9 protein-coding genes and 2 tRNA genes are annotated in these 13910 nt (G+C 39.4%); 5 read left to right on the forward strand and 6 right to left on the reverse strand.

Features of this window, described 5'->3' with window-relative positions; translation table 11 throughout:
* Window positions 1-87: 87 nt before the first annotated feature.
* A complete protein-coding gene (locus tag I2F17_RS06520; RefSeq protein ID WP_235985077.1) occupies window positions 88-351 on the reverse strand; it encodes a PspC domain-containing protein in 264 nt (87 codons plus the stop codon).
* Between the two features lie 218 nt (window positions 352-569).
* Here I2F17_RS06520 and I2F17_RS06525 point away from each other — a divergent pair, with 218 nt between their 5' ends.
* Complete coding sequence (locus tag I2F17_RS06525) at window positions 570-1205, forward strand: hypothetical protein (RefSeq protein WP_211139394.1); 636 nt, start codon at window positions 570-572, stop codon at window positions 1203-1205.
* Window positions 1206-1249: 44 nt separating this feature from the next.
* Here the strand turns inward: I2F17_RS06525 and I2F17_RS06530 are convergent.
* The 3 genes from I2F17_RS06530 to I2F17_RS06540 form a co-directional block, all read right to left on the reverse strand.
* Window positions 1250-1325, reverse strand: a tRNA-Lys gene (locus tag I2F17_RS06530).
* A 23-nt stretch (window positions 1326-1348) separates the two neighbouring features.
* A tRNA-Lys gene (locus I2F17_RS06535) sits at window positions 1349-1424 on the reverse strand.
* Window positions 1425-1635: 211 nt separating this feature from the next.
* On the reverse strand, window positions 1636-5040 hold the full coding sequence (locus I2F17_RS06540) for an Rne/Rng family ribonuclease (RefSeq protein ID WP_211139395.1): 3405 nt from the start codon (window positions 5038-5040) through the stop codon (window positions 1636-1638).
* Between the two features lie 684 nt (window positions 5041-5724).
* Between I2F17_RS06540 and I2F17_RS06545 the strand changes: the two genes are divergently transcribed.
* On the forward strand, window positions 5725-6651 hold the full coding sequence (locus I2F17_RS06545) for an RluA family pseudouridine synthase (RefSeq protein WP_196422796.1): 927 nt from the start codon (window positions 5725-5727) through the stop codon (window positions 6649-6651).
* Complete coding sequence (locus tag I2F17_RS06550) at window positions 6648-7343, forward strand: HAD-IIIA family hydrolase (RefSeq protein WP_211139396.1); 696 nt, start codon at window positions 6648-6650, stop codon at window positions 7341-7343. The genes I2F17_RS06545 and I2F17_RS06550 overlap by 4 nt, the downstream gene beginning before the upstream one ends.
* Here the strand turns inward: I2F17_RS06550 and I2F17_RS06555 are convergent.
* Window positions 7280-8209 carry a LysR substrate-binding domain-containing protein gene (locus I2F17_RS06555; protein WP_196422798.1) on the reverse strand — a complete coding sequence of 310 codons (930 nt, stop codon included), beginning with the start codon at window positions 8207-8209 and terminating at the stop codon, window positions 7280-7282. The two genes, I2F17_RS06550 and I2F17_RS06555, sit on opposite strands and share 64 nt — an antisense overlap.
* Window positions 8210-8504: 295 nt before the next feature.
* Here I2F17_RS06555 and I2F17_RS06560 point away from each other — a divergent pair, with 295 nt between their 5' ends.
* A complete protein-coding gene (locus I2F17_RS06560) occupies window positions 8505-9548 on the forward strand; it encodes an MBL fold metallo-hydrolase (protein ID WP_211139397.1) in 1044 nt (347 codons plus the stop codon).
* A gap of 129 nt (window positions 9549-9677) precedes the next feature.
* Here the strand turns inward: I2F17_RS06560 and I2F17_RS06565 are convergent, their stop codons facing one another.
* Window positions 9678-11192 (reverse strand): catalase, encoded by a 1515-nt coding sequence (locus I2F17_RS06565; RefSeq protein ID WP_211139398.1) that lies wholly within the window; start codon window positions 11190-11192, stop codon window positions 9678-9680.
* 435 nt (window positions 11193-11627) lie between these two features.
* Here I2F17_RS06565 and katG point away from each other — a divergent pair, with 435 nt between their 5' ends.
* Window positions 11628-13817 (forward strand): catalase/peroxidase HPI, encoded by a 2190-nt coding sequence (katG, locus tag I2F17_RS06570; protein WP_211139399.1) that lies wholly within the window; start codon window positions 11628-11630, stop codon window positions 13815-13817.
* The last annotated feature ends 93 nt before the right edge of the window (window positions 13818-13910 follow it).

Consider the following 13910-nt stretch of genomic DNA (forward strand, 5'->3'; position numbering starts at 1 on the left):
AGGCAAAGACTATCTGTTGCTGAAAAAGTATAATCCTTATCTTGATATTAAATACAATGTTGGGTTACAAGCGCCATGGTGTAGATGTTACTTACCATGTTCTTCATAAACCGTTTTCATATTGTTTGAAGGGTGAGAAGATGAATCTGAGGGATGTTTTTTCGGCATCACAAGCCAAAGCACTAAATACACCAAAATGCCAGGAAATGCTGCGCTCATGATCGACACACAAACAAAGATTAAACGCAAAAGGTTTGCATTCCAACCAAATCGTTCTGCCACCCCTCCCATTACCCCTGCAATCATGTGGTGTTTTTGGGAACGGTATAAGCCCATTTTTTGTTTCGCCATGATGAGTCTCCTATAGTCACCCTACTAGTGTATTTTATATATGGGTTACAGGGTGTGTTTTCTAGCATGAATCATACTTTAAAGCGTTAATTTATGTAAAAGTTGATATGGCTTCTTTGAGTTTTCATTAGAATACAGCAACACGCCAAAGAGTCGATTTTTAGAGGTACTCTTTGGTTAAGCTTGTTGTCTTTATAGGTATAGTTAGAGGGCAGTAAATGCGTGATGATATTCAACGTAAACGTTACTGTGTCGGTGGCGTATTTGCGATCCTGAGTTTGACTTTAGTGGGCTGTAACCCACATATTGAGCAATTTGAACAAACAGCTACACCTACGCAAGTAGAGAGCAATGAAACATTGCGTCATCATAATAACTTGTGGCAAGTTGCAGGGCAGGCCAATGCACCCAAAAAAGTACAACCTTATGTCGCTGATCATCATGTGTTGAGTGAAGATGCTAAAAAAATAGTTGGGCGTTATTCAGTAATCATTCAGTGTACAGATCCGATTGCTCGCTGTGGCGATGAAAAAGAAGATGCGGTAGAGTTTATTTTAAACTTAATGCCAGACGGATCGTTATATCGTTTGATTAAGCGTTTAGGAACGATACAAGTTGATTCTAGAGCCTCGCCAAATTATTTCAAAGACCATTGGGAGTTACAGCGAATTAACGATCAACAGTATTTGATTGTTTCTTATTCAAGTAATGGAATGAAGTTTTTTTATCGTATTGATGAGCGTGGCGGCTTACTTATGGATCTTGGGCGTAATAAGTTAACCAACTTACAAGCATACCGAAAAGGTTATCCATTTCCAAATCATGCGTATACACTGAAAAAAGTGATTGATTAAGCCATAAAAAAAAGCCTCTTTTTAAAAGAGGCTTTTTTGAATCTTGGTGGGTCGTCCGCGACTCGAACGCGGGACCAATGGATTAAAAGTCCACTGCTCTACCAACTGAGCTAACGACCCAAGTGATCAAGATTTTAGATAAGTGGTGGGTCGTCCGCGACTCGAACGCGGGACCAATGGATTAAAAGTCCACTGCTCTACCAACTGAGCTAACGACCCATATCTTCTTGATGGAGCGTATTGTAGCAACTTATTTATTGATGACAAGGGGTTTTTTTGAAAAAACTGTACAGTTGCTTATAAAAACTACAAATTAGTGACAATGTGTCAAAAAATAATCTGTAATAGATTCAATTGAATGATCGAGAAGTTTATTTTTGTGATCTGAAAATAATCAGGCCACCTTATATGGGTGGCCTGATCGGTAAGATTATGAGTCTGATTCTGGTGTAACCGCTTTTTTAGGTGGTCTGCCACGTGGTCGACGAGGGCGAGCAGGTTTGTCTGTTGTTGTCGCTACCTTTTTCTTTTTACTTTCAGTTTTTGCTTCTTCAGAGACAGTGTCTTCTTTCACAGGAGCAACTTCAGTCTCTTTTACAGTGTCTTCAACTGTTTCAGTGACTGTTGTTTTTTCAGGTGTTGTTGAAGTTTTGCTGTCATGGTCTGTTTTTGGAGTGTCATTGACGCTTTCAACAGTCTTTTGAACAGGGGTTTCTTCAACCACTTGAACACTTGCTACTGTAGGATCTTCTTCCGCTGTTTTTTCGGTTGTTGATGCGACAGACTCAGCTTTGGTTGCTTCCTCTTTAAGGTGCTGTGCTTTTGCTTGCTCTAGCGCTTGTTCTGCTGCAAGTTTAGCCAAACGACGACGCTCACGTGGATCGTTAGCAACACGTAGTTGTTTTGTTTGTGGAGGCGTAAGAGACAATGCTTCTGCATTGATATCTTCTGCATTTTCTTTTGTTGGCACAATTACATCACGAGTGACTGCTTTTTTCTCGACAGGTGGTGTCGGTGCTGTTTGTGATGCAATATAGCTTTCAGTAAATTTACTCAATGCACGATTAAATGTTGGAATCAGTCCAAACTGTTCAATTAAGACAGTGCAGTCTTCACCATAAACTGTGCGGATCAAGCTTGCAATACTATGCTGTTTTAAGGCAGGGTTTTGTGTCGCTGAGAGTTGAGGGACAGTATTTTTTTGCTGTGCATGGTGTGATTTTTGACGACGGCCTGAACGAGGGTCATTGCTGGCACGTTTTGGTTTTTGCTCACCACGTGCTTGTTGTACAGGCTCTGATTTTTCTTGCTTTGTTGTCACAATAGGCTCGGCAGGTGCTTCTGTAATAGGAGCAACTTTGTTGTCTTGAACGGTATTGTGTACAGGCGTTGTTTTTGCAGTTTTGATCGGTTGCTCTGGAGTGATGGCAACAATATCTTTACTTGCTGTGTCTACATTAACGACCAGTGCAGTTGGAATGTCTTCATGACGAGGAACATCGACCACGTGAACTGTTGGTTTTTCACCTAAGTGTTCTGTTGTAATGGTTTCAGCATGAGTTGTTGGTTGTTGCTCAGCCAATACACTTTGATCTCGCTGGCGGTTTGGTCGTTGAGGTCGTTGTTGATTACGATCACGACGCGGGACAGCGTGTTGTGTATTGCTATTACTTTCAACATTTTCTGTGCTTGAATGTTGCTGTTGAGCACTTGGAGTAGGGTCTTGCTGTTGACGCTTTTGTTGACGTTTTAAATCTCGCATTTCTTGACGAGAAAGCTGTGTTGTTTCTTCATGAACATGACGTGTAGGTGTTTGCTCTGTGTGAGTTTCACGTTGTTCTTTGTATTTACTGTTGCGATTTTTTTTATGGTTTCGTGGTTGACGCTCTTCTTTGTCAATCTCACGTTTTTCTACTTTTGCAATTGTAGCGTTTGATGTTTGTGGTGCAAGATAAGCATTATCTGCAACATCAGTGCTACGTTGTACTGTCGCTGGCGTGGTCGATGCGTTATGAATTGAACCAAATTGTCCTTTACTTACGGCACCATGATTTACCATGCTTTCAATTGCAGCAGCAGCTTGATTGGCTGTACGTGATGGATCAACAGTTTGAGCTTGTTTTTGAGTAAACAAGTTTTCTAACCATGCACATGGGCTATGTGAAGATACTGGTGCATGAGTGGCTTGTTGTTCTACGTTTGGTGTTTGTGTTGCTTGTGGTGTTGCTACAACAGTATTGGTTCGTTCTTTGGTGGTCGCAGTTGTGACAGGTTTTTCGTGCTCATCTAAATGCCACTCTGCAGATTGGTAACCTAACTCTGTTTCACTTGAACGAGTGGCTTCTGTACGCTCGTAGCTTGTAGGTGCAAAACCTTCAGGATTGTACTGTATTTGATAATGTGGTGTTTCTAAATGCGGGTGAGGCAGTACAGTAATACGAACGTTTGAACTTTGCTCTAGGTAAACAAGCGTATGACGTTTTTCATTGAGTAAAAATGCTGCAATTTCGACAGGCACTTCTATTTGTACTTCACCTTGACGTTCTTGTAATGCAATTTCTTCAACCTTACGCATAATAGATAAAGAAAGTGAACGAACATCACGTACCATACCTGTTCCATGACAGCGTGGACAGACATAGCCTGTTGACTCTTCAAGTGATGGACGTAAACGTTGACGACTCATTTCCATGAGACCAAAGCGTGAAAGTTGGCCAAACTGTATACGAGCACGATCGCTTTGCGTAGATTCACGTAGTTTCGCTTCAACCATACGTTGGTTACGATCTTTACTCATGTCAATGAAATCAATTACGACCAAACCACCAATATCTCTTAAGCGCAGTTGGCGTGCGATTTCTTCGGCAGCTTCTAAGTTGGTATTGAGCGCAGTATCTTCAACGTCTTGACCACGAGTGGATTTAGCGGAGTTGATATCGATGGCAACAAGCGCTTCAGTTTGGTCAATTACAATTGAACCACCTGAAGGCAGTTTAACTTCACGCTCGTATGCTGTTTGTATTTGACTTTCTACGCCAAAATGAGCAAACAAAGGCTCATGGTGTGTATATGTTTTTAGCTTATCTAATTGAGATGGCATCACAACTTTTACAAAGTTATACGCTTCGTTAAATGCTTGCTCATTATCGATTAAGATTTCTGTGACATCATCACGTAAGTAATCACGAATAGCACGTGTAACAACCCCTGCTTCTTGATGCACAAGCATGGGTGATGGGCCTGAACTTGCCGTTTTTTGGATTTGTGCCCAAAGGTCAAGTAAATGCTGTAAATCTTGTTGAAGCTCTTCTTGGCTACGGCCAATACCTGCTGTACGGACAATAACGCTCATGCCACGAGGTGTTTGTAATGACGCTAATTTTTCTTTAAGCTCTTCACGAACTGCACCTGAAATTTGGCGACTAATGCCACCGCCTTTAGGATTATTTGGCATGAGTACAAGATAGCGACCAGCCAGTGAAATATAGGTTGAAAGTGCAGCGCCTTTATTGCCACGTTCTTCTTTTTCAACTTGTACTAAAAGCTCTGTACCTTCTGTGAGTAGTTCACGAATATTTGAGGTTTCACGTGAATCTGCACTAAAGTAGTTGCGTGAAATTTCACGCATCGATAAAAAACCCTGACGCTGTGCGCCATATTCTACGAAAACTGCCTCTAAAGAAGGTTCGACACGTGTAATGTGACCTTTGTAAATATTAGATTTTTTTTGTTCTCTGGTTCTATTTTCAAGGTCAAAGTCATATAGACGTTGACCTGTGATAAGTGCAACACGGACTTCTTCAGCATGTGTTGCATTAATCAGCATACGTTTCATGTGGGTCATACCTAATCGTTAAATTACAACGATAAGTCAGTCTACGGCATGTAAATAAAAAGGTTTCATTCGGTGCTTCTTGGTTGTAAGGCAAGTTGCATTTTACTTACATATAAAAACATAGATGTTTCTGTGACTAAAATTCACCTAAAATCATTTCGGGCTGTATTCTTGATGTACTGCAAAGAGAACTTTATTGCCTGTTCTGTTTGTGTGTAAAGTGATTCTGGCACGGAAAACTCATCGTGGCTGAGGTTCACTTACGGCATCTTTCAATACATCAAATGCTTAAGCCTGATAAAGTGTCAGGGAATGACTTATTCGATGTGTTTCAGTTTACATTAATCAACCAATATAAATTGGCAACATATATTTGGGGCAAACTGTTTTGTAGGCAAACGCATTATTTTACGCAACAGTTTGCAGTTTTGCCGATATAATAAAGCCTTTGGCATCGGCATATTCTTTTAGGACCATTCCGAGTTGATAATGAGTATGTCTATTCAATGCACAATATTTTGCGAAATATTTATACAGAATCTCATTTACGGTGGTATCCGAGCGCTGACTATAGCAAACCTTTGTGCATCTGCCTATGGGTTATTACGTAATTTTTGCTGAAAAAAAGCAGTTAATTGATTATATTTTATTCATTTTATGGAAAATACAGTTTAGGGAACAAGTATGGATCAAAGTCAACAGTGGCAGAGTGTGACATGGTTTGATGTTGATGAAAATCAGCTTGAGCAAAGAATAGATAATTTTCTATTTTCTCGCTTAAAAGGTGTACCCAAAAGTCGAATTTATCGTTTAATTCGTGAAGGTCAGGTGCGGGTGAATAAAAAACGAGTTAAAGCTGAAACACGTTTAAATATCGGAGATCAAATTCGTGTTGCGCCTATTCGTTATGAGCAAAAGCAAGAGGCAAATATTGCCGTTAGTGATAGCGTTGCGCAGGGTTTATTGGCACGTATTGTTTATGAAGATGAAGGCCTATTGGTGGTCAATAAACCATCTGGTATTGCGGTGCATGGTGGCAGTGGAATGGCTTATGGCTTGATAGAAGCTTTACGTGTGGCCACAGGAAAAAAATATTTGGAATTAGTGCATCGTATTGATCGTGATACGTCAGGGTTGGTCATGGTGAGTAAAAAACGTAGCACATTAAAGCTGTTACAAGATTTACTCAGACAACACAAAATACAAAAAACGTATGCTGCCATTGTGAAAGGGCAGGTCAGCTTGGATCGACAATTGATCGATGCACCTTTATTAAGATATGAGCTTGCCAATGGTGAGCGCCGTGTTAGGGTATCTAAAGAAGGTAAGGTTAGCCAAACGGTATGGCAAGTGGTCAAACGCTTTAAAGGGGCAACGTTGGTACATGCTTCCCCTTTGTCTGGGCGTACGCATCAAATTCGTGTACATGGTTTGAGTATTGGACATCCATTATTGGGCGATGATAAATATGGTCATCAAACGTTATATACAGGTGCACAGCCACGTCGCTTATGTTTACACGCCTTACGTTTGGATATACCAGGCTATGCAACGATTGAAGCTCCTTTGCCTGATGACATGCAAACGACATTAAACGAGTTAAGTTCATGATAAAAAAACACGCAATAAAATTAATGATTTTTGATTGGGACGGCACGCTATTTAATTCGGTCGGTCAAATTGTAGACAGCTTATTGTATGCTGCAAAAAAGTATGATCAACCTTTAATGGCACATGACGCAAAAGATGTGATTGGTTTAGGGTTGCCTGAAGTGATGCAACGTTTATTTCCAAATGTACCTGAGCTACATGATCTTATTTTGACCACGTATGCTGAGCATTATGTTGAACACTCTTTACAAGATCAATGGTTTGACGGTGTCGCACAAATGCTTGACGATCTAAAAAATAAAGGAATTTTGTTGGCTGTTGCAACAGGGAAAAATCGCAAAGGACTTGATCGTGTTTTGAGAAAAACACAAAGTACAGATATATTTGTGGTTACACGTGCAGCCAGTGAAACAGCATCTAAGCCTAATCCTAAAATGTTACAAGAAATATTAGATGTTACAGGTATTTCTGTTGAGCATGCGGTGATGATTGGTGATACGGCTTATGATTTAGATATGGCACAGCGTATTGGTATGGCCAGCGTAGGGGTCACTTACGGTGTGCACTCTAGTGATATTTTGCAAAAATATGACCCCATTGCGATTGTTGATACCATTGAACAGTTAAATCACACTTTAAATGTTGGATTGACGGGTGCCCCTATGGCAGGAGAAGACATAGATAGGCTGTAAAACATATTTAAAAAGCATTTTAAGGCAGCAGAGGTATTTTGTTTTTTGTAACTCATGACAAGATCTAATGTGGGTAATTCGGTATCGAGCGTACGAATTGCCAAATTGGGCAAGCTACTAAATGGATCGACATATTTAGGTAAAATGGCACAGCCTTGCCCAGCATTAATCAAATTTAAACTGTCTACAATAGTTTGTGTTTTAATGTGCGATTTAAACGTAAGGTGATGTGTGTCAATAAAACGTGTAATGGCTTGATTAAGTGCCGTTAAGCTGTTTGAAGTGGGTATAATAATATTAAGACCAGACAGTGCTGACAGTGGAATCAGATCTAGTGATGCTAAAGGGTCTTCTTTAGGTAAAATTAGCGCTAATTCATCTTTAAATACGATATGATTTTCGATGTGTTCTTGTGCGATTAATTTACGAGTAAAAATAATATCTAACTCATCTTTTATCAAAGCATGGTGTTGTTCTTGATCGTTTAAGATATTCAGCTCAATTTTAAAATTGGGATATTGAATACGAAAATTGGGTACAATACGTGGAAATATACGAATTTCTGCTGCTGTAATAAAGCCTACTTTGAGGATTTGTTGTTTTGATAAATAAGCCTTTCTAGTTAGATCAATCGAGCGTTCTGCTTGAGCAATGGTGAGCCTTGCTTGTTCTAAAAACACAGCGCCTTCTTCTGTGAGTTCTACTTTTCTTTTCGTGCGATTAAATAGGCGAACTCCAATTTCTTCTTCAAGGTCTTTAATTTGTTGGCTAAGAGAGGGCTGTGCAGTAAAAAGACGTAATGCTGCTTTACTGAAATTTAATTCTTCAGCCACAGCAATAAAGTATCGAAGGTGACGCAATTCCATAATAAAACACCTATTATTTCTCAATATAGTACTGATTTTTAATTATAAAATATTTAATTTAAATCATCGTAAATAAGTGGGTTAGCATACAGTTTTTTTATCTAGGTAGTAAAAAAATATTTTAAAAATTGAAGTATCTATCGTCTAATATGATTTTTGTTTTAATTTTGATCGTTCAGCTTGTGTTGAAAAGATGGCCAGTGGTATGTATAGATAAACATATAGCATTCTCAAAAATGGTTTTGAATTGTTTGTTCCATTTGTTAAAAACTAAAACTATGACAGAGCCCATCATATGACACCCATCAAGTCTATACATTATCAGCTAGCAACACAGCAAAGCTACTTACACTGTTTCCAAAAACCTCAATGGGATTATTCATCACTCGATTATTTTAAACAGGGGCGGTTTTATAATTTATATCCTGAAACGGTACATCTGACGAAAACTAAAGTTTTTAAATGGTTGCTTTCTCGCAAAGATAAAGCGTGGTCTCAGCATGATGATTTAATCGTGCAAAAACAACAAAGAGAACATGTAAAAATTTTAGATCAAGAGTGCGATGTACAGACATGGCGGATTTGGTATGTGAATCATGCCACGACTTTAATACAAATAGGATCATTTAATTTTTTAACCGATCCTATTTGGGCAGATTTTGCTGGCCCTAGGCAAGGGTTGGGCCCACGCCGTGCATGTTTAGCAGGAATTGCGCTTGAAAATCTTCCGCGTATTGATGCCGTTTTATTGAGCCACAATCATTATGATCATATGGATTTAGCCACGCTTCATTGGTTACACGATCGTTTTTCGATGCCAATTTATACAGGTTTAGGCAATAGTTATTATTTACCTAAGCACTGGAATGTGATTGAAATGCAGTGGGGGGAATCGATTGATCTGTTCGATTTTAAAATTACTTATACTTCGGCAAAGCATAGCTCGGGTCGTGGAATCAGAGATCAAAATAAAGCCCTTTGGGGTGGTTTTTGTATACATGCCCAAGAACAATATCTTTATTTTGCTGCAGATACAGGGTATTGCCCTCAATTTAAATTATTACATGAGCAATTTGGTGCGCCTAAAGTGGCATTACTGCCTATTGGTGCTTACGAGCCAAGGGAGTTGATGAAATCTTTGCATATGAATCCTGTCGATGCTTTTCAAGCTCATCTTGATTTACAAGCCCAATGTTCTGTGGCTATTCATCATCATACCTTTCAGTTAACGGATGAGGCTCGTAATGCACCTGAACAATGGCTAAATGCTTTGGTTCGTGAACATTCATCTGCACAGCCTTTTTATTGTTTAAAGGAAGGTAAATATGTTGATGTGTAAGTGATTTTATAGATGATGTTGGCGGAGTAGATGTTTTACAGGGGGTATGATTTGAGATAAAATTGCCAACAGTCCTTTCGAACATGTTGGCAATGATTTAAAACATTTGCAGATTATGACATGCTGATTTTACTCAGTGTGACCATCGTGCTGTTCTTTAATATGACCATCTTGTTGTTGATACGAGCTATGGCCACTTTCATGTAACGCTTTACGAACACCTGCTTCATAGTCTGGGTGTACACGTTTGAAGTGAGCAAGCTGACGTTCAAGAATTTCTTTAGGAACTCCTTGCATTGCATCAGAAATATTGCTGAATAAACGCTGTTTTTGTCCTTCATCAAATAAATTAAACAATGCAGTCACTTGAACGTAATCATTGTTGCCTTCGTCTTGACGATGATCGAAGCGATCTACAATGTTTGAATCTAAACGAAGAGGTGGTTCTTTTAGTTCAGGATTGGCAATCGGTCCACCAAAAGAGTTTGGTTCGTAATAAGCATTTGGATTTGGAAAATGTTCTTGAACATTCATTTGTCCATCTTTATGGTAGTGATGAACAGGACAGTGTGGACGGTTGACTGGAATATTTTCGTAGTGTGTACCTAAACGATAACGGTGTGCATCTGCATAACTGAAAATACGTGCTTGTAACATGCGGTCGGGAGAAAAACCAATACCCGGGACAACATTTGATGGAGAAAAGGCTGCCTGTTCAATTTGAGCAAAGTAGTTTTCAGCATTTTTATTGAGTTCAAAATAACCGACTTCGATAGGTGGGTATTCGCTATGTGGCCATACTTTGGTCAAATCAAATGGGTTGTAAGATGTTTTTTCTGCATCTAGTTCAGGCATGATTTGTACTTGCAGTGTCCAACGAGGGTAGTCGTCTTCTTCAATGCTATAAAATAAATCTTCTTGTGTTGTTTCTCGGCTTTGTCCGACTTTTTCTGTTGCTTCTGGGTTAGTCCAGTAGCGATGACCCTGTTGGGTTTTAAAGTGGAATTTTACCCAAAAGCGTTCATTTTTGTCATTCCAAAAAGAGAAGGTATGCGAACCATATCCATTAATGTGACGAACATCGGTTGGTAAACCACGATCAGACATTAAAATGGTGACTTGATGTAAGCTTTCAGGCGACAGTGACCAAAAGTCCCACATTGCCGTTGGTGAACGTAAATTCGTTTTTGGGTGACGTTTTTGGGTATGAATAAAATCTGGGAATTTAAGTGGGTCACGTACAAAAAATACAGGTGTATTATTACCGACTAAATCCCAATTTCCTTCTTCTGTATAAAACTTCAAAGAAAAACCACGTACATCACGTTCAGCATCTGCTGCGCCTTGTTCACCAGCGACAGTAGAAAAACGTGCAAGCATTTGTGTTTGCTTGCCTTCGCCTTTAAAAATTTCTGCGCGAGTATATTCTGATAAATCTTTAGTGAGTGTAAATGTACCAAAAGCACCCCAGCCTTTGGCATGTACTGCACGTTCTGGAATTCTTTCACGGTTTTGGTGTGCTAATTTTTCAATGAGTTGCCAATCTTGCATTAAAAGTGGGCCACGTTGTCCAACGGTGACGCTATTTTGGTTGTCTGCAATGGGTGACCCTGCAGTTGTTGTATGGTATGGGCATTTACTCATGGCTTACTCCTAAAGTACGGGCTTGCTATCATTTTTGGCTTTATTGCTGAGTGACTTTATTTTTGATTCTGTTAATCGTTATTTAACGGCTAAATTTTAGCCTTTTTTGGGCTATTTTTTGTGTATTGAGTTGTGCTGATTTTGTAACAGTATGTACTTTTATATGTGGTGATAACGATGTACACAAGGAATGTTTTTGAGGTTAACAACAGGTCGGTTGATATAAAAGCGCTTTATATTTTATTTGAACAATATCAAGCTTTAATTTGAAAAATACAAAATGAATAAATATTACATTTTGATTAAAAAAGAATCTATTTTCGATTGGCTTTTTCTATGGCTTTTATTTATAAAAACGGCTTTCATTTTCGATGGAAAAAACATATTTTATAGTCATAACCGATTAATACTGTAAAGAACAGATTGGAGTTTTTCATGAGTCAAGATACGCAAGCTAATTCAGGAAAGTGCCCATTTCATCAAAATGGTGCGAGTACAACGGTAGCCAGCTCAAACACAGATTGGTGGCCAAATGCACTTAATTTAGATATTTTATCTCAACACGATCACAAAACAGATCCTATGGATCCTGATTTTGACTACGCAAAGGCCTATAGTACTTTAGATCTTGACGCTGTAAAAGAAGATATTCGTGCTTTAATCAATACAAGTCAAGATTGGTGGCCAGCTGACTGGGGAAGCTATGTGGGAATGTTTGTGCGTACAGCATGGCATCTTGCAGGTACTTACCGTAAACAAGATGGCCGTGGTGGTGCAAATACAGGAAACCAACGCTTTGCGCCATTAAACAGTTGGCCAGATAACGTAAATACAGATAAGGGTCGTCGTTTACTTTGGCCAATTAAGCAAAAATATGGTAACAAAATCTCTTGGGGTGATTTAATCATCTTGGCAGGTACAGTGGCTTATGAAGTTGCAGGTCTTAAAACATTTGGTTTTGCTGGTGGCCGTAAAGAGATTTGGCACCCAGAAAAAGATATTTACTGGGGCGAAGAGCGTCAATGGTTAGATGCAACAGAAAACCGTTACGAAGATGATCAAGATCGCACAAGTCTAGAAAATCCATTGGCTGCAGTACAAATGGGCTTAATTTATGTAAACCCAGAAGGGGTAGATGGTCAGTCTGACCCACTAAAAACTGCACAAGACATGCGTGAAACTTTTGATCGTATGGCGATGAATGATGAAGAAACCGTTGCATTGACAGCAGGTGGTCATACAGTTGGTAAAGCCCACGGTAATGGTGATGCTGATGTTCTTGGTGCAGACACAGAAGGTGCAGATGTTGAGTTTCAAGGCTTAGGTTGGCACAACCCACAAGGTAATGGAAACGGTACTCATACCATGGTGAGTGGTCTTGAGGGTGCATGGACCACTAACCCAACCAAATGGGATAATGAATTCTTCTATCTATTGTTTACTTATGATTGGGAACTTACCAAAAGCCCAGCAGGTGCGACACAATGGGAACCTGTAAACATTAAAGAAGAAGATAAGCCTTTTGATGCGCATAATCCGAAAGTTCGTCGTAATCCAATTATGACTGATGCAGATATGGCATTAAAAATAGATCCTGAATATCGCAAAATTTCTGAACGTTTTTACAAAGATCCTGCATATTTCTCAGATGTCTTTGCACGTGCTTGGTTCAAACTTACTCACAGAGACTTAGGGCCAAAAGCAAGATATCTTGGCGATCAGGTACCAAATGAAGACTTAATTTGGCAAGATCCTGTACCTGCTGTAAATTACACATTAACTGAAGCTGAAATTGCTTCTATTAAAGCGACTTTACTTGACAGTGGTTTAACTTCTACCGAGTTGATTAATACAGCATGGGATAGCGCACGTACTTATCGTGGTTCAGACTTCCGTGGTGGTGCAAATGGTGGACGTATTCGCTTAGCGCCACAAAAAGATTGGGTAGGTAATGAACCTGAGCGTTTAGCCAAAGTACTTGCGACACTTGAAAAAATACAGGCATCTTTAGACAAACAAGTAAGTATTGCTGACTTGATCGTGCTTGGTGGTACGGCTGCTGTCGAAAAAGCAGCACATGATGCAGGTGTGAAGATTACAGTTCCATTTGTGGCAGGTCGTGGTGATGCACTTCAAGAGCAAACAGATGAATATTCATTCAAAGATCTTGAACCAACGCACGATGGTTTCCGTAATTGGCTAAAAGCAGACTATGCTGTACAGCCTGAAGAAATGTTGTTGGATCGTGCGCAGTTGCTAGGATTAACTGCACCTGAAATGACCGTGTTGATTGGTGGTATGCGTGTCTTAGGAACGAACTACGCAGGTGCTAAGCATGGTGTATTTACAGACAAAGAAGGTATTTTAACGAATGACTTCTTCGTGAATTTGACAGACATGCGTAACACATGGAAACCTGTAGGTAAAAACCTTTATGAGATCCGTGACCGTGCAACAGGTGCTGTAAAATGGACTGCAACGCGTGTAGATCTTGTGTTTGGTTCAAATTCTATCTTGCGCTCTTATGCCGAGGTATATGGTCAATTTGACAACCAAGAAAAATTTGTACGTGACTTTGTTAAAGCATGGACAAAAGTGATGAATGCAGATCGCTTTGATATCTAAGCTTAATTAATTTAAGTTTTAGTCTCTAAAAACCGTCTTAAGTCTTTGTACTTAGGGCGGTTTTTTTATGTCATTAGCTCTGTTTAAAAGCAG

This window comes from Acinetobacter baretiae, assembly GCF_015627105.1.
Taxonomy (GTDB): domain Bacteria; phylum Pseudomonadota; class Gammaproteobacteria; order Pseudomonadales; family Moraxellaceae; genus Acinetobacter; species Acinetobacter baretiae.